The 17,600-nt window shown below is 48.6% G+C and carries 10 protein-coding genes and 1 pseudogene; 2 read left to right on the forward strand and 9 right to left on the reverse strand.

The features are described from left to right. Together NSQ20_RS29390 and NSQ20_RS29395 are read right to left on the reverse strand one after the other, a co-directional pair. On the reverse strand, nucleotides 1-3,390 hold the full coding sequence (locus tag NSQ20_RS29390; RefSeq protein ID WP_091036105.1) for a tubulin-like doman-containing protein: 3,390 nt from the start codon (nucleotides 3,388-3,390) through the stop codon (nucleotides 1-3). Nucleotides 3,391-3,666: 276 nt separating this feature from the next. After that, a complete protein-coding gene (locus tag NSQ20_RS29395) occupies nucleotides 3,667-5,460 on the reverse strand; it encodes a VWA domain-containing protein (protein ID WP_076328712.1) in 1,794 nt (597 codons plus the stop codon). 262 nt (nucleotides 5,461-5,722) lie between these two features. Here NSQ20_RS29395 and NSQ20_RS29400 point away from each other — a divergent pair, with 262 nt between their 5' ends. Both NSQ20_RS29400 and NSQ20_RS29405 read left to right on the forward strand, forming a co-directional pair. After that, nucleotides 5,723-5,866 carry a hypothetical protein gene (locus NSQ20_RS29400; RefSeq protein ID WP_179086527.1) on the forward strand — a complete coding sequence of 48 codons (144 nt, stop codon included), beginning with the start codon at nucleotides 5,723-5,725 and terminating at the stop codon, nucleotides 5,864-5,866. A gap of 2 nt (nucleotides 5,867-5,868) precedes the next feature. Then, nucleotides 5,869-6,801, forward strand: a complete 933-nt coding sequence (locus NSQ20_RS29405) for a hypothetical protein (RefSeq protein ID WP_076328711.1) — start codon at nucleotides 5,869-5,871, stop codon at nucleotides 6,799-6,801. Between the two features lie 492 nt (nucleotides 6,802-7,293). Here the strand turns inward: NSQ20_RS29405 and NSQ20_RS29410 are convergent, their stop codons facing one another. The 7 genes and pseudogenes from NSQ20_RS29410 to NSQ20_RS29440 all read right to left on the reverse strand — a co-directional run bounded on the left by NSQ20_RS29410 (nucleotide 7,294) and on the right by NSQ20_RS29440 (nucleotide 17,559). After that, on the reverse strand, nucleotides 7,294-8,901 hold the full coding sequence (locus NSQ20_RS29410; protein ID WP_074092592.1) for a DEAD/DEAH box helicase: 1,608 nt from the start codon (nucleotides 8,899-8,901) through the stop codon (nucleotides 7,294-7,296). A 1,474-nt stretch (nucleotides 8,902-10,375) separates the two neighbouring features. After that, on the reverse strand, nucleotides 10,376-11,827 hold the full coding sequence (locus NSQ20_RS29415) for a SulP family inorganic anion transporter (RefSeq protein ID WP_340031332.1): 1,452 nt from the start codon (nucleotides 11,825-11,827) through the stop codon (nucleotides 10,376-10,378). Between the two features lie 519 nt (nucleotides 11,828-12,346). Next, nucleotides 12,347-14,017, reverse strand: coding sequence for an AarF/UbiB family protein (locus NSQ20_RS29420; protein WP_036667829.1), 1,671 nt, complete (start codon nucleotides 14,015-14,017; stop codon nucleotides 12,347-12,349). Beyond that, nucleotides 14,018-14,398: a phasin family protein gene (locus NSQ20_RS29425; protein ID WP_076328709.1), complete on the reverse strand. Its 381-nt coding sequence runs from the start codon at nucleotides 14,396-14,398 to the stop codon at nucleotides 14,018-14,020. It abuts the gene before it with no gap. Between the two features lie 72 nt (nucleotides 14,399-14,470). After that, nucleotides 14,471-15,109, reverse strand: coding sequence for a ThuA domain-containing protein (locus NSQ20_RS29430; protein WP_074092596.1), 639 nt, complete (start codon nucleotides 15,107-15,109; stop codon nucleotides 14,471-14,473). Nucleotides 15,110-15,152: 43 nt separating this feature from the next. Further along, nucleotides 15,153-15,875, reverse strand: a complete 723-nt coding sequence (locus NSQ20_RS29435) for an SDR family oxidoreductase (RefSeq protein ID WP_235193706.1) — start codon at nucleotides 15,873-15,875, stop codon at nucleotides 15,153-15,155. A 178-nt stretch (nucleotides 15,876-16,053) separates the two neighbouring features. After that, nucleotides 16,054-17,559 (reverse strand): annotated as a pseudogene (locus NSQ20_RS29440) (cobyrinate a,c-diamide synthase). Nucleotides 17,560-17,600: the final 41 nt, after the last annotated feature.

The following is a 17,600-nucleotide window of genomic DNA, read 5'->3' on the forward strand; positions in this document are numbered from 1 at the left end:
TTACTTCAGCCTTCTGCGAATGTCGTTCAGCTTGGACGACATCGTTCTGTAGAACTGATAGATGTCTTCTCCGTTAGCCAGTTCTACCCGCTCGTATTCGAGACGATCGCGCGATTCCATGAACAGCGCAGCCAGATCATCCAGCTTTGTCAGCAGTGGGGTGATATCCTCAGAAGCTGTAAGATCGTTATCGCGGCGGGAGGCTTTGCGCAGCAATGTACTGCGATCCTTCTCTGCCAGACCGCGGAAGTTGCCAAACACTTCATACTCGGCAAAGTTACGGCTCTTCATCAAGTTTGCGAACGGCTCCCATGCGTCTTCTTCCGGGTCACGGTCATAGACGTAGAGGGCACCTTTTTTGACGATGGTGTCAGTATATAACGCTTCGATGAAGCGGTCATACCACTGCTCTTCGTCCTGGTACTGGGCAAGAATGCCTTCGAGTTCGGCGACTTTTGCCGAGATGGCATTCATCTTCGCCAGTTCCTCACGTACGCGCGCGATCAGCTGCGGAGAGCGTACCAGGTTTTCTTTGGCCATATCTTCATTAATACTGCCGAAAATATCCTTAACTCCCACACGTGGCAACCCTTCGGATTGCAGACGTTTCAGCTCGATCACCGCCCGCTTCACTTCGCCGAGGTTCGGCGTGGTGGACGTGAGACGCATGTCGTAGGCTCCCAGTTTGGCAGACAAATCAAACGCTTCTGTTGTCACAATCGCATACCGGTTGCTTGTATTCTCATCAATGGATTTGGCTGTCACAATGTTGTATCCAAGCGCCTGCTCGAATTCGTTACGCACACGGGCATTATACTGCTTCACGCGGGCGTTCTCATACACATCTCCCCATGATTTCTCTGGAATCGGAGACGGCAGATAGGTCCAGTTGTTTTTCTCCGTTTGCACCAAGTGACGACCAATGCCTTCTTTGTCCAAAATGGTACGTTCATAACTTTCCTCATATACTTTGAGCGGTGTATAGACAAAGAGTGGTACCCCGTTGCGGGTGTTCAGCCAGAATATCCGGTTACGCACTTCACTTTCCTTGACGGTAAAATGAGATTTACCTACCGCATTGTTCTGATAATTGCGAATCCCTTTCAGAATGCCTGGCGCCTGTGCCGGTACCGATACAAATCCCCATGAAGGGAAATGCAGACTGCCTGTACTGTTGCTCAGATTGAACACCGGAACAGCCTCATCATCCAGTTTTCCAGCAATGAAACGTTCCACGAATTTCTCAACCGACTCATCCTGACCATATTTGATCACCAGGAAATCTTCCATGGAACGGGTAATCAGATCACCGAATTTCTCACTCAGGAAGTCGGAGATGGAGCTGACGATATCAATCTCGTTTTCTTTCACCCATTGGCTGGAGTTTTCTAGCAATTCACGAGAGAAGTCACGGATCAGATCATCTGTATCACGCTTATCCAACAGCCCGTCCACCACACTGACGATATCCGGTACACTTACAACGTTCCAGTAATATGTTTTGTTGCCTTTGTGATCGGCTTGTTCCTCGCCGCGTGTCAGCAGATCACCGTTCTTGGCAAATATCGAGCTAAGGGCATTCAGCGTTTCGGTAAATACGTTATAAATGCGGCTGTTTTCCTGGTTCAGCAACTCATACAGATCTTCATAGAACTCAATCATCTGATCGTTACGTTCCACGTCTGCGTGCAGCCAGTACTCATGAATTTTTGCTTCAATATAAGCATTCTTTTTCTTCTCTTTGGAGACAAAAGCACTCTTCGCATCGCCCAGTTTCTCTTCGGACTGCTCCTGAGCTGCTTCAATATCACGCGGAATGCGGAAGGCATTCTCACGCAGCGTTTCGATGTACGACTGAATCATCTTCAGTACACAGAAACCTTTTTCCGTATAAATCAGACGGGAGACATAGAACGGACCTTGTTCGGGATGCAAAAACATACGCCGGATCTGTTCAGTGAACTGACCCGCAATCTCGCCTGGCAGTTGTTTCTTCGCCTTGATATATTCTTCACGGGCACGCGCCAGGAAGTTCTGTTCCAGTTCGGTGTCCATATTCACAACCTGTGATTTCACCACGTTGCCATAGGATAAACGCTCACTGTTCTGATAACCAGGCAGCGGCTCTGGCACGCGCGCTTCAAAGGATTTGACCACACTTTCGAGATCAATGCCCAGCTTGCGGGCAAATTTCTCGGTATCCTCCTGATTCGGTGCTTTGGAGAACATGGTGTTCATTTTGTCGAACATGCGATACGCCAGATAGGTTGTCATCTCTTCGATTGGCAGTACAGCCGAAGATGCACCGATGATGTTGTAATCATAGTTAGCCGGGTACACCTTGTTCATCTGTGCAATGTTGGTCCGAATGTTGCTGATATAGTCATGGATCGCAAACTCCTCACCCGACTGCTTCTCCTCACTTGCCATGAAGTTGGTAATGTTCTCGGCCGTGACGTTCATGCAGTAATCGTAGGCGTTCTCCAGCAATTTGCCTTCGGTATTCGTAGCAGAGATTAGATGACACAGGTTAAATGGAGGCAGTGGTGAGTTGACGGTTAAAATATTGCCGTACTTCTGTGTAAACCGCTCACCGCGGCTATCCACGTTCATCCAGTAATCCAGCTCTTTGAGCGCAGCATATCCGTTTTTACGAATGTATTCACGAGTGTGTTCACTCAAGCTTTTGTTGGACAGGTTCACATCTGGCGTGAACAGATATCCCAGCGTATTCACGCGGTCAATCCCGGCAGAGCCGTGATCACGTTCGATAATGCCGCGCACAATATAGGAAATATCGAGGAAACAGCCGCTGCCTGTACCGCCGGACAGACCTGTCAGCAGGAACACCATCAGTTTTTTGTTGGTGCCTACGGATAGTGTTTTGATCTTTTTATCGATAGCCTGTACGACCTGATTAATCTTGGTGAACAGGAGCAGACGTCCAGCCTGACGCACCCCTGCAGCGCCGTTCATGCCGTCCGTAATGCTCAGTTCGGGAGACAGCCAGTCCGTAATATACGGTTCAAGCACGCTGCGGTTCTGTAGAAGTCCGCCAATCTCAGCATTGGACAGTAGCACGAATTCATTAATCGGATCAAGTCCGATCCCTTTATACTTTTTGGCACGATCCTGTTCGTTTGTCTCAAAAGCCAGAAACTCCACATTGTCCGGCTTGTCCATTTTTTTCTTGGATACCGGGTCCTGTGGCAACTTGAAACGACGGTTGATCTGATATTTGAGACGCAACAACGCATCAATTCCCGTTCCTCCCAAACCAATAATCAGAATGGGATTATCAATCGTATCAACTCTGATCTTCTCACTGACAATACCTCCGCCAAGTGATACATCCAGTTGCTGAATATGTTCTCTAACAATCGGTTTCATTCCATGTCCTCCCTTTAGTTAGACCAGTTGGCACAAACTCATTACACTTGCCACTCCGATGACAGAGTAACCTTCCGATCGCTGTTATCCTCAGATTTTTTTGGTTCCCTTTTCTAAAGGGAAAAATTTGAGGATAGCGTATGCTTCCGATGTAGCTTTCTTTCAGAAAGCTTTTAGGCGAACGCTTCGCTTCTTCAGGTTTTCTCTGTCCTCTGCGTTCTCGTGTAAATGGATTAGTTCAACTTATATAGCTTACATTCATTTAGCTATAATCCTTCACACCAAATACTCGATCAAAATCGTTTTGTCCGCCTGTTGCAGCGGGATGCTCAGTCGGTCACCGTTCTTCAGTTCAACGCCTGAGCTTGCATCGACTGCACGACCGGATTTCTCCAACGTACCGCCTGCGGTGTTACGGATTATAATTCGATCCCCATTGCTGGGCGTGAATACATATTTTTCGGTTTCCTTCAGCTCAGGGTCCAGTTGCAACAACTGATGCAGATGAAATCTACCGCGGAAGGATACCAGCTTTTTATATTGTGGATATGACTTGTCTCCTGTGTTCTCATCACGAATCTCCACAACCATCTGGCCTACAAATCCCCGGTTTTTGCGTTTCAGCCAGCCCATCAGGAACCATGCTCCAACACCTACGACAATCAGAGCTATAACACCCAGGATGACAGGTAACCAAGGAAACGGCTTATCCTGTTCACCGCCTGACGTTGTTGGTTGAGATCCACTTCCGGCTGCTCCGCTAGCGTTGATCGTGATTGGCTCACTTTCACGGTAGAAGCTGTCTTCTTCCGCACGGATGACTAATTCATAGTTATGATTGTCTGGTACTTCAAACGTTCCGGCAAAACCAGAACCTGTGTTTTCCAGCGGTTGTTCTTCACTTTTGCCTGTATCCACATCTTTCACAACCAGCGTGGCCTTCATATCCTTATACAGGTCATTATCCTGAAGCGGCTGACCGCCATTCTCCAGTTTGGCTGCAAGATCAACCTTGTCTCCTTTGGTATAGGACTTGGTCTTAATTGGGTCCACAACGAGCTGAAGATCATAGTTGAACAACAGGTTGATATCGATGCTGTCTTTCGGAGCCCCTTTTACCCGAAGTTTCCAGTCTCCTTCTTGGGGTTTCAACAGCTTCACGAGTGAATAACTCTTCGACGTCGAGAGCTTGGCTGCGTCCGATTTCAGGTCTACAGCTTGTCCAGAAGGGTCCGTCAATTGCACTTCCACCGGCTTCGAAGACATGATCGAAATGTTTGCTTCCAATACACTGTCATTCGGTACATTCACGGTAACTTCCTGATAACTGCCGTTTCCCGTTACAGAGGGCAGCTTCACCACATTCAGTTTGGCATGATCGGCGAAGATCTCACTCAGAATCTGTGGCAGATCATCCGGCGTATCGGTAATGAATGATTTACCTCCAGTCTGCTGAGCCAGGTCTGCGAGTGCATTCTTGTTCAGCTTGCCATCGGCGTTCAATCCAATCGTATACACCGGAATACCCTGATCCTGTGCTTCCTTCACGGCTTTTGCCAGGTCAGCATCAGATTGTGCCTGTGTACGGCCTTTGGTTTTGTTAAAGTCATTGTTACCATCCGCCAGCAGCACGATCATTGGCGAGTGGGATGGGTCTGCACCATGATTCAGTATGTTCACGGCTTCGGCGACACCAACTGAGACATCGGTATATGGCCCCCGGCCGAGCTGATCAATAAAATCTTTCAGGCTACTCTTGTCCGCATCGGACTGAATCTCCAGCATAGCCTTTTCCCGCTCCACCTGATCGGTATAAGCGACAATCCCTACCTTGTCCCCCTGGACGGGCAGCATATCAATAAACATTTTCATGGCTTCATTACTGATCTTGTCACGGTCACTTGTATTCATCGAATTACTTACATCGGCTACAAGTACCGCATCGATTCCGCTTGTCTGTGCCTGAGCCGCTGCAGCTTGTGGCAGCAACGCTTGAGGTAACAGTAGCGTTAGAATTGCCAGCAGAACCATCGTTCCACTAAGCCAGCGTATTTTGCGTGTCCGCAGCATTGGGTGTACTCCTTCACGTTTGAGATTAAAATGGGAATAGTTTATTATAGGCGTCAAGCCTTAAGGAAATCTTAACAGTCTACTAACAAATTCTGAAAAGCACCCCTATCTTGAGTTACAGTTTTGTAATGACTGACAAAAATCGACGATTTCATGCCTTGAACTGGCACAAAAGTACCAACTATGGAAATATGATATAGTTATTGCCAGCAAACTGCAATATAACAGCGCTTGTTCACCAAGCCATAGAAGGGAACGGATTATGGTTACATACGGATGCCTCGCCATATTGTTTCTTTTTGTCATTATAAAGGTAACTGCACTCCAGCTTCATCGGCGGAAACCAATCTCCCGCGAAGACACGGATCGTACCCTCTACACTATTCTGAATGGTGAGCGTGATTGAGCATGAGTACTAAACTAGTTGTATCCATAAGACCATTTCATCGAACGACCTATGCCTATGAAAAGTTGCAAGTCTGCTCACGTTGTGGACAGTACACCTGCCTGTGGGAAGAGGAGTGCACGGCCTGTGGCCGGGGTACCTTGAATTCCGTTCAAGCGAAGGCAACTTCCCGTGTGAAACGCCGGATTGCACGCGACTTGTTCATTACGATATTGTTCGGTGTAGCTGCTACCTATTTCGGTGAGACCATAGATCAGACCATGGCGGCAGCCAGCATTTCCCTGCTGCTTCTGGCCTTACTGATCTTCATGCAGAAACGTTCATTCGAGGTAGAGCAGCAGCGCGAGTTGAAGCGCACGTTACAACAGGATGAGGAACTCATCCGCCAGGGTATTAACCGCAACTGGGCTCTGGTCGCCGAAGCTCGAAAGCAGGATGAAGCACTTGCCTATGAGATGCTCCGCGAGATCGGCTCACTCGTCTACAATGACCGGATTCGACTGCAGCAGGTTGCGCTGTTACAATCCTTTGTCCTGCGTAGTGACATGGATTTGCAACTCAAGCCCTTGCTGCTACGCAGCTTCGAGCGGCTGCTCGCTGAATATATCGGTGAGATTGCTCGGCTCAAGCCGGATTTGATCCGGGAAGATGCGATTCGTTATATCGCAACCTATGAAGTGAACATTTTACAGCTCCACAATGGAATTCAGATACTTACAGCCGTAGCTGCTGCTGCCGTGCGCAAGAGCAAATATATTGAGTTATTCCCTAGTCTTATTACCCGCTACGCCCGCTTTATGCCCAAGGATCGCTTCATGAGACTTTATCACACGATTGAACGCTATCCGAGCAAGGCACGAGGGGGATTGGCCGAGTCGGTAGGTCGGGTGTATAACGAGAAATATCGGGATCAATATGCAGATGTTCAGCTGTAGGGATGATATATTGAGAAAGAAAAACGTAGTTTAGTGCAAACTCACTCCCTGTATATAGACGAATGCAATTTCATCCATCCCTGCATGCGCGTCAGCACCACAGATCGAAGGTTATGCTTCTAATGATATAAGAATTAATCCAAAAACACCCCATCCTTAGGTCTAGGATGAGGTGTTTTGAATTTTATGGCAGTCTGCCACGTGCTAAACGCAGTACACGAAAAAAAAGGAAAAACTACATGGGGAATACCTAAATGGCATCTTCCATGGACCAAGCAGGCGCGCAAACAGGCACTCGCAGATGACAAAAAGAATAAGCGGAAATGAGCATCTGTCCTGGTGAAAAAGGGCCGCGACGTGGTTCCGTCGCGACCCTTGATCTGAGGGTTGGGTACATCCGTACCCGAACCCTCTCATATGTGCCATGCCAAACCCTGTGGCATGGCATGTTGCCTGCGCAATTGCGGCTGCATCGCCGCTTGCGCCAAGGCTTTACCGTCCGCGACGAGAATCGCGACGGTCGCCCTTCGCCGGTCCGCGTCCTGCGGATTCCGGACGGCGAGAGCCTTCGCTGCTGCGCCCGGAGGTGCGCTTGTCGGCACTACGGCCAGCCCAGCCGCTGCTAGCTGCACCGCGTCCGCCTTGACCCGCTGCACCACGACTGCTGTCGCTGCTGCGCGCGGAACCACGACCTGCGCTGCGCTCGTCGCCACTGCGACCCGCACCGCGTCCACCTTGACCTGCTGCTCCGCGACTGCTGTCGCTGCTGCGGCCACCGCTACGACCACCACTGCGTCCGCCTTCACTGCGGCCACCTTCGCCACCGCGGGAACCACGCCCCCCACGTCCGCCATCTCTGCGATCGTTACGGCCTGCACCGCGACGGGCACTACCAGTTCCGGAAGAGCGTCCGCCTGAACGTTCGTCATCCCCCTGACTGTTGATGGAACGTCTAGCTGCTCCAGTCGAAGCAATTGGACCTTCGCTTGTCCACTGAATACGGGACAGCTTCTGGTCGATACCTTGCTCAATACGTGCAAGTTCCGGTCTGTCGTGCTCTGTTGCAAACGTTACAGCAAGACCTGTACCGCCTGCACGGCCCGTACGACCAATCCGGTGAATATAACTTTCCGCATCATGCGGCATATCGTAGTTAAATACATGCGTGACGCCTTCTACATCAAGTCCGCGTGCAGCTACATCTGTAGCAACCAGCACTTGCAGTTTGGCATCACGGAACGCTTTCATTACGTTCTCACGCTTGGATTGGGACAGATCTCCATGAAGTTCATCACTTGCATAACCTGCTTCACGCAGATCTTGGTTCAGCTTGGATGCACGACGCTTGGTCCGACAGAAAATAATCGCCAAGTATGGGCGATACGTATCAATCATGCCGCGAAGTGCTTCTAATTTACCACGATCCGTGCATTCCAGCACTTGCTGGCGAATTTGTTTGATCGGAATAACAGATTGAGAAGATACTTTTACATCTTCCGGATCTTTCATGTAGGTCTTCGCCAGGTTGCGAATGCCCTTAGGCATCGTTGCTGAGAACAGCATTGTCTGACGTTTATGTGGTAGCTCGCTAAGAATCGTCTCCACATCGTCCAGGAAGCCCATGTGCAACATTTGGTCAGCTTCATCCAGCACCAGTTTTTTCACATTATCCAGCTTCAACGTGCCACGGCGCAGGTGATCCAGCAGACGACCCGGTGTACCAATAACGATCTGGGTACCGTTCTGCAATTTACGCAGTTGCTTGTCCACATCCTGCCCGCCGTATACGGCAAGCACGTGCAGTTTATCGTCGTTTGCCGTGAGCTTCTTCGCTTCTTCCGTAATTTGCAGCGCAAGCTCACGCGTAGGCGCAATAATCAGCGCTTGCGGAGAACGGTCGGATACGTTAATTTTCTGAATAATCGGCAGCAAAAATGCCAGCGTTTTCCCTGTTCCTGTCTGTGCCTCAGCGATAATATCGCGTCCACCCAGCAGTACCGGAATCGAACGCTCCTGTACCGGAGTCGGCACGGCGATGCCCTGATGTTTCAGGATCTCGCACCATTCCGGGCGAATGCCCAGTTGTTCAAAGTTTGCCAATCGTTACACCTCTGTATATTCATTTAGATAAGTCCATTTCATAATGACTCAGTATCAGTATCTGCCATCAAGACTAGTTTTCCTTAGTTCAATCATGATTATGAAATGAATTTTTTAAAAAGCAATCCACTCGTTGCTCTTCTTCTCCATACCCTGTAGTTTACACGTTAGTCAAGCAAAACAAAAGGGGATACAGCGTTACACCCCCAACTTGTAGCACAAAATTTCCAAGATCCGCGTGACTTGTATCGACCAAGTGAGTTTGAGGATGGTTTTGACAGAGAGTGTGAGGTTGGTTTTGACAGAGAGTGTGAGGTTGGTTTTGAGAGTAACTATAGGAGCCCCTCTGAGAATGATGATGAGTGGAGTAAGCTAAAGCGCTAGCTCGAAGTATGACCCTGACTCTGTAGAATGGGGTTGAGGATTGAACTGCACATGGTCAGGCGGAGTTTATAGCGGGTTACACTGTCTAATGACACTCCTTGAGAAAGATGTATTGGTTCGTTATGTTCATAATCCTTGGATAGTTTAGAGATTTCGTTGAGATTGAGATAGCTGCTATGATTCTATAAATTGTTGTACAGGATATTCTGAAACAGATCAAAAGGAAGCTATTTTGCAAAAGTTTCAGGAATTGAAAGAGTACCTCACATAACTCCGTACATTGAGATCAAGATTCAAGATTTCTCGTGGTTCAAAAATAGCTCTAACGCTGAACCTCCCACGTACCACTGATTCTAACGAATCCAGGGCACCCTATTACGCCAATTAAAGCCGTTTGGATTTTCTAACGAACTCCAGTCACTTAATTACTCGGAAATACCCGCGAAACGGCATCAGTATAGGTGAAATCAGCAAAATAAGATGTCTGAGATTCGTTAGAATAATGAAAACATGAAATAACCCCATATAAGACGTGCCAGGTTCGTTAGATTCTACACACTCTGAAGGACACAAGCTTGAGCACAATAACATCAGCTACAGTAATAACAACATTTACTAGAACCAGAACACCAACTACAAAAACTAGAACTAGGAACAACAACAACAACCAGCACTACCTATACTTCTACTAGAACTATTACTACAACTTCTACTTCTATTTCTATTTCTATTTCTACTACAACTACCACTACCACCATTAGAACTACTACTACTTCTACTTCTTCGTTCTTTTTCTGTTCTCTTCTTCACTGTACACACCACACACTCTAATAAAAAAAAACAACGACGCCCTCTCCCCGACTTACATTGGGAAAAAGTGCGCCGCTGATAAAAAGTATATTTTTATGTTATCTACTACATAGGGCTGTCGCATGTCTGCTCAACACTACTTTAGGACAGTAGCCTTCATAACTTTATTACTTGTTTAGATCCTTAATTCCAGATTTACTAAACCGTTCATTTTTCACCTTGTCCGCGTAACTATAGTCAGACATTGCACCTTTGAACAACAACCTTCGTTGCAACCAAGTTACGAACCGTGCCCTCCAGCTGTAGCAAACCCACTCCGTTCAAGAATGCGAGTGCTCTCCTCGTTTAACCCGCGCAGGTGCACGGTTTTGCCAAGCTTCGCGTATTTGAACTTCACTTTGCCGATAGCCACAACCGCAGTGTTATCCCAGATATGTGACCCTCCGAAATCAATCGTGATCTCCTTCGGATCGGCCTCTGCATCGAACTCATCCACGAATCGGGACGAAGAACCAAAGAAGAATGGTCCGTGAACCCGATAAACTTTCTGCCCTTGCTCTTGGCTCGCCTGTACACGAATCTTGGTCTGTTTCCAGCCAAAATGCAGCACACTGAGCACAACGCCGACCATAACCCCGATCGACAGATCGTGGGTATAGACCACAATTGCCACCGTCACGATCATGACAAAGGCTTCCGCGCGCGGCACGCGAGTTATATTTTTGATAGAACTCCAGTCGAATGTCCCGATACACACCATAAACATCACACCGACGAGTGCCCCCATCGGTACCTGTTTCACCACACCGCTAAACAGCAGCAACAGGATCGCGAGAAACGCACCCGCAGTAAACGTAGATAATCTTCCACGTCCGCCAGACTTCACATTAATGACCGACTGCCCAATCATCGCACAGCCACCCATGCCGCCAAACAAACCGTTCACAAAATTTGCAATACCCTGACCACGCACTTCACGGTTCTTGCTGCTCTTGGTCTCGGTCATCTCATCCACGATGGTTGCGGTCAGCAGGGATTCCAGCAAACCAACCAGTGCCATGGTGAATGAATAAGGCAGCAGAATCATCAGCGTGTCCCAAGTCCACGCAATATTTGGCAAGTGGAACATCGGCAGAGTGCTCGTTATATTCCCCATGTTTCCTACCGTTCTTACGTCCAGATGGAACACCACGGTAATAATCGTCATCACGATGATCGCAATCAGTGGAGCTGGAACGCCTTTGAAAAACCGTGGCAAAATATAAACGATCGCCAGCGTGCCCGCTACCATCGCATACATAATCCAGTTCGCTCCCGTGAAGTGGGTTAACTGCGCCATAAAGATGAGTATAGCCAGTGCGTTAACGAATCCGGTCAGTACCGAATGAGGCACAAACGTAATAAACCGTCCAACCTTAAATATGCCCAGTAGAAACTGGATAATGCCCGTCAAAATCGTCGCCGCAAAAAGATATTCCACGCCATAATCCTTGACGAGTCCAACCATCAGTACCGCCATGGCACCGGTTGCCGCCGAGATCATGCCTGGTCTTCCACCAGCAATCGAGATCACAATCGCAATCGTAATCGAAGCGTATAATCCGACCATCGGATCAACACCCGCAATGATGGAGAACGCAATGGCTTCCGGAATTAACGCCAGCGCTACCGTAATGCCTGCCAGCACGTCTCCGCGAATGTTGCCAAACCATTGTTGTTTTAAAGTATTCATATGTTCTTGCCGTTCCTCCTACGTGTATTCCTTATAATGGACAATCCCGCTGAACAGTAACGGAAGCCGTTCACACTAACCATCTACCCAGGACAGCACAAAACAACGGATTCCTCTCCGCGTCATTCACCTATGCTCATCCCTGAGTTGCATCATTATTTACCATCCATATTGCTTTGAAGGGTTAATATGCACTCATGTCTTTTCCGTTCCAGTGTGTACCGCTGGTGTTCCATTACTGCCTCAGTTGTCTTACTCGTGCGACATCAGGAGCTGATCCTGATGCCAATAGGTTTTCCCCTCTCAGAAAAACCGGGTCCGTTAATGTACTGACCTATTATTATAGTCACAGGACCGGATATGTACTAATACAGTTAAGGCGAAAAAACAAAACCTTTTCTTCTATTATCTTAATCTTTCTATAATTTACTCACCAATTCTCTATTCACAAAAAAATAACCCGCAAAGATCCTTTGGAGAAAGTCTCTTTACGGGTATTCTTGTGATGTAATGCTGTTGCTAGAACCTTCCCGATTTGAATATCGAATAGAGCAGGAAAGCCACCATCAGAATCGCCACCAGGAAACCAATCTCAATGACCGGAATATCCCACAGCATCGTGGACTGATGACTGATCGACGAACCGATAATCAGGCCCACCATAATGATACAAAAGGCAAGTAACACAATACTGAAAGACAGCCGATTACTAATCTGGTCCATTCTGCGCATGAGTGCATCCAGTTCAGGGACACTAATCTCCAGTCTCAGCTTGCCTTTGCTAATAATGGATGATAATTGCCTTAACTGCCCTGGCAGACCAATGACACTCTCGGCCATATCGGCCGCACTGCGGAACAACCGATTCTTGATTCTTCCGGCACTAAAACGTTCCTTGATCAGCTTCCGCCCAAAAGGCTCGGCCATATCTACAATGCTCAGGGAAGGATCGAGATGTTCAATTACACCTTCCATTGTAAGCAACGACTTACCGAGCAGCAGAATATCGGCAGGCATGACAACCCGGTGCCTCTGGGCTACGCCGAATAAATCATTCAATGCCTGACCCACACTAATCTTGGAAAAGGGAATATCGTAATATTTGGTACGTAACTTGTCCAAATCCACATGAAGACCACGCAGGTCCATGTCATCTGGCATCATGCCGAGCTTCTCAATCGCCCGGATCATACTGTCTGTATCTTTGCGCATTAATCCAATAATAAGCGAAGCGAGCTGTTGTTTCATCTCATCACTCAGACTGCCCACCATACCGAAGTCTATAAAAGCAAGACGTCCATCCTTTAATACCATCAGATTGCCCGGATGTGGGTCAGCGTGAAAGAATCCCTGAATAAAGATCTGATTTAATAATGAATCCACCAGCCGCTCGGCAATGTTATTCAGATCATGACCGCGTCTGACCAGTTCTTCACGATCATTGAGCTTGATACCTTCGATATACTCCATAGTGAGCACACGGGACGAAGTCTGATCCCAGTAAATTGCCGGGATTTTGACCTTGTTGTCCTGTTGGTACTGCTGTGCAATCTTTTCCGTATTGCGGCCTTCGACTGTATAATCCAGCTCGGCCATCAACGCCTGAGCGTATTCTTCGACCATTTGCGGAATCTGATATTGCTTCACCCAGTCCCAGCGCTTCTCGGCCATGGCTGTCAGCTCACGCAAGATATCCAGGTCACGCTGCACAATACGCGATATGCCCGGCCGCTGAATCTTGATGGCTACCGATTCACCGCTTTGAAGTTTGCCCAGATGCACCTGTCCAATGCTGGCCGCAGCTACAGGGGTATCCTCGAACCGGGAAAAGATCTCCTCCAGCGGTGTATCCAATTCCTGTTCCAAAATACCCCGTGCCGTCTCGGAAGAGAACGGCGGGACCTGATCCTGCAACTTCACCAGCTCACGAATGACAGACTCAGGCAACAGATCTGCCCTTGTGCTTGCGAGTTGCCCCAGCTTGACGAAAGCTGGCCCCAGCTCCTGCAGCACAAGCCTGATGCGTTCACTCAGCGTTTTGGTGGTGTGTGCTTCACGCGACATCCACCGTCTGGGCAGAGCCAGCAGCTGGAACAAGCCCAGCTCCTCGACCATATAACCGAAGCCATGACGCACTAGCGCCATGGCAATTTCACGGTATCTGCCGACATGTTTGATTCGCACTGCCATCTACTCGATCTCGTTTCCTTTGAGAGGAGGAGGAACTTCAAGTGGAGCTGGGGATTCATCAGGATGAAGCTGTGGTGAGTGGCCCAGTTCGGCAAGTTTTTTCTCCAGAACGGCAACGCGCTGTTCCAGACTGGTTACATCACTTTCGGATGCCACACCAGCTTCCTGAAGCACACGCTTGACCTGTTCTTGAATCACTCTCTTGAACTGGCCTTGTTCTTCATCGCCCCGTTCCAGCAGACGTTCAACCAAAGCTTTGGATTCACCGGGCGCAAGTTCCCCGCGCTTGACCAAATCATCCACGGTTTTCTCAATTTTTTCTTTGCTTACGACAGTAAGACCAAGCCCTAACGAGATCGCCTTTTTGAACAAATCGCTCATTTTTGTCATCCTCCTCTTCGTTGATCTCTATATTATACCCCTTATACTCTGCATGCAAAAATGTCAGTCCGATCAGACGTAACGCGCAGCCCATTTGCCTGCTTGCAGAAGTAACTTCCGGTACGTTTCGTGTGCAAAAGACGGCACATGGTGACCCGGCATCAGATAAACAATACGCCCAACACCATATCGATGAGCCCAAACCGCAGGCTTTGGTCCATCTTCGGATTGATATTCTAGCAATATCTTCGTTTCGGCAAAAGAACCAAATTCGAACTGATACGGCTCTTCTTCCATTGTGAAATTCGAAATGCCCTCCGTCACGGGATGGCTTTCCGCCGTTACAGTGAATTCAAGCGGTGCATACGCCGGATGATGCAGGAACTTGGCACCGATCATCTGTTTGAGCTCATAACGATTTTGGAGCGAAATGCCGTTATGTATAATGACCAGTCCACCCCCATTACTTACATAGGACAACAAACCTGCTGTCTGCTGTGGAGAGACTTTCCCCTTCCAATCGTCCATGTATGAGATACATACATCAAACCCGGTTATATTTTCTTGCAGCAGCATATTCCGATTCTCACTGCACTGCACAGTCATAGTATCATGAAAAATTCGGCTAATCTCCGCATCCACCCCCTGAAGCGGGTGCCAATCCGGATGTGTATAATCGCCAAGTAGTAATGCTTTTTTACGATGATCCATTCAATTAATCTCCTTTCTTGTTCACCTCACTGTATAAAACCAACTACCAGGGGAGCTTCTCTCCCTTGTAGTCCACATATGCGGGCTGATCTCCTTTAAACTGTTCATGGCGGTCGATAAGTACTGCGATATGCTGTGCAGATTGCTCGGGCGTGAGATCCGCAGCAACATCCAATTCGCCCCTCATATAACTCTGTACCCAACCGGGATGCACAAGCATCACTTGTCCGCCTTCATCCTTCAGACCATTGTGCACAAGACGGGCCTGCATGTTCAAAGCAGCTTTGGACATACAATAGGCATACCACCCATCCCGACTGCATTGCTCTATACTTCCAGCCTCGGAAGAGATATCAACAATCAGCTTGACCTGTCCTTGAAGAAGGAGGGGTAACAGGGAATGAGTCACACGCAGTGTACCTAAGGTGTTCACATTAAATACTTCAGCCATCTCCGCCATATTCAACGGCCCGCGGATATGATCCGTAATACTTCCTAGTATAGCCGCATTATTGATCAGCATATCCAAATGATTCGTATCCAGCTTCAATGTCTCCGTGAACAGAGCTACCGACAGGTCGTCCGCGATATCCAGTTCGATGGCGCGCAGATGGTCAGGATATCCTTCTGCAAGCATACGAATTCCCTCGGAATCTTCCACGTCCAGACCGGCCGCATACACGAGATACCCTCTCTTCAGCATCTGTGCCGTCAAAGCCAATCCCAATCCCCGGGCAGCTCCCGTTACACATACGGTTCTCATCATGATGTCCCTCCCTCGCATAATGATTCTGTCTTTTATTCATTCCACATATTCATCTGAAAACCTTTAATTCAGAATAGGATCGCCAACTTCACGACCAAAGACTCAGGAGGTAAAAGCGAGATTAGAGCCATTTTGCTTATTGAATTCAGCTATCTATTTGAGCTATAAATAGCTGCTATTATCTCTGCATATCTCGCTCCTGCCGATAGGCTAAACAATGCTCCACCCATCTTCGAGCGGCTGCCGGGTAAGAGCCCAGATGAACGTGCGTATACCCCGCCACGATGTTGCCTGCGGCATATCCCTCTTGCTTCAAGCCACACATCCCCTTGGTCTCATACGCATAAGGAATCGTTTCTTCATCACGATAGGTCATTGTCGAATAATGAAATTCATGACCCCGAAGTACTTCACCCTTTTTCATCAAAAAGGAATCCCGAACGCTACTTGCTTCACGGTAGCCAAGCGCAGCGCGCTTCTTCTGCATCTGCACCTGTGCGGGGATAATGCCCGCCATGTCGAAAGTAACTCCCTCTCGGTCGGTCAACGTTTCTCCAAGCACCATGTAACCACCACACTCGGCAAATAAAGGCATGTTGGATTGTACTGCCTGTCGAAGTCCTTCCAAGAACCCTTGGTTACCGGCAATCTCTGCTGCAAATTCCTCTGGAAACCCGCCGCCCAAATAGACGCTATCCACATCCGTTGGAATACCTTCGCCAGCAAGAGGACTGAAGTATTGTAATCGGGCCCCGGCTGCTTCGAGCAATTCCAGATTATCGGGATAATAGAAATTAAATGCGGCATCGCGCGCAACGGCAATGACAGGCTGTACCGCATATGATACATGTCGATTATTAACGTGGATCACTGAATCGAATTGTGAATCGTAATTGGAGCCTGATTCAGCATTAGCCGAATCCGTGTGGGCAGTCGTGGCAGGACTCACTTCTTCTGCATTTAACGGCGGGGCGCTTGCCGCCAGTCCCAGCAGAAGATCCAGATCAGTGCCTTCCATCAGCACATCGGCAGCCCGCTGAAATAATGGCTCCAGTTCACCGCGCTCAATGGCAGGCACCAGCCCCAGATGTCTCTCCGGGATGGACATGTCTTCGTCCCGCTTCAGCCAGCCAACCACAGGAATGCCGCACATCTGCTCAATGGCTTTTTGCACAATGGTATAATGACCCGCACTTCCACACCGGTTGACGATCACTCCGGCAATATTTAATTCAGGCTCCAGCTGTTGAAAACCCAAGACAATCGCGGCCGCACTGCGAGCCATGCTGCGTACGTCCACAACCAGAATCACAGGGGTCTGCGTGACCAGAGCAATCTCTGCAGTTGAGCCTGTATTGCTGAGAGGATCTTTGCCATCGTAGAGGCCCATTACGCCTTCAATAATGGAAATATCATGTCCCGCCGATGCCTTCTCGAACGTATCTCTCACATACTCAGGCGATGTCATCTATGCATCCAGATTACGTGACGGTCTCCCCGTGACGGCGGTATGGTATGTCGGATCAATATAGTCCGGGCCGCATTTGAACCCCTGTACACTCAAGCCACGCTGAGCGAGTGCCCTCATTAGCCCCAAGGTTACTGTCGTTTTCCCTGCACCACTTCCGGTGCCTGCAATGATCAGTCGGGGTCTGGCATTACGATCTGCAATGGTCATCGTCATTTCCACCTTTTCTTCGATATAACAAAAGCCTCTGATCGAAG

This window comes from Paenibacillus sp. FSL K6-1122 (genome assembly GCF_037977015.1).
Taxonomy (GTDB): domain Bacteria; phylum Bacillota; class Bacilli; order Paenibacillales; family Paenibacillaceae; genus Paenibacillus; species Paenibacillus amylolyticus.

What these genes read in the sequence shown, in the direction of transcription:
- NSQ20_RS29405 (WP_076328711.1), top strand. Translation starts at nt 5,869, where the DNA reads ATGAGTACTAAACTAGTTGTATCCATAAGACCATTTCATCGAACGACC.
- NSQ20_RS29435 (WP_235193706.1), bottom strand. Translation starts at nt 15,875, where the DNA reads ATGATGAGAACCGTATGTGTAACGGGAGCTGCCCGGGGATTGGGATTG.
- NSQ20_RS29390 (WP_091036105.1), bottom strand. Translation starts at nt 3,390, where the DNA reads ATGAAACCGATTGTTAGAGAACATATTCAGCAACTGGATGTATCACTT.
- NSQ20_RS29430 (WP_074092596.1), bottom strand. Translation starts at nt 15,109, where the DNA reads ATGGATCATCGTAAAAAAGCATTACTACTTGGCGATTATACACATCCG.
- NSQ20_RS29395 (WP_076328712.1), bottom strand. Translation starts at nt 5,460, where the DNA reads ATGCTGCGGACACGCAAAATACGCTGGCTTAGTGGAACGATGGTTCTG.
- NSQ20_RS29400 (WP_179086527.1), top strand. Translation starts at nt 5,723, where the DNA reads ATGGTTACATACGGATGCCTCGCCATATTGTTTCTTTTTGTCATTATA.
- NSQ20_RS29425 (WP_076328709.1), bottom strand. Translation starts at nt 14,398, where the DNA reads ATGAGCGATTTGTTCAAAAAGGCGATCTCGTTAGGGCTTGGTCTTACT.
- NSQ20_RS29420 (WP_036667829.1), bottom strand. Translation starts at nt 14,017, where the DNA reads ATGGCAGTGCGAATCAAACATGTCGGCAGATACCGTGAAATTGCCATG.
- NSQ20_RS29415 (WP_340031332.1), bottom strand. Translation starts at nt 11,827, where the DNA reads ATGAATACTTTAAAACAACAATGGTTTGGCAACATTCGCGGAGACGTG.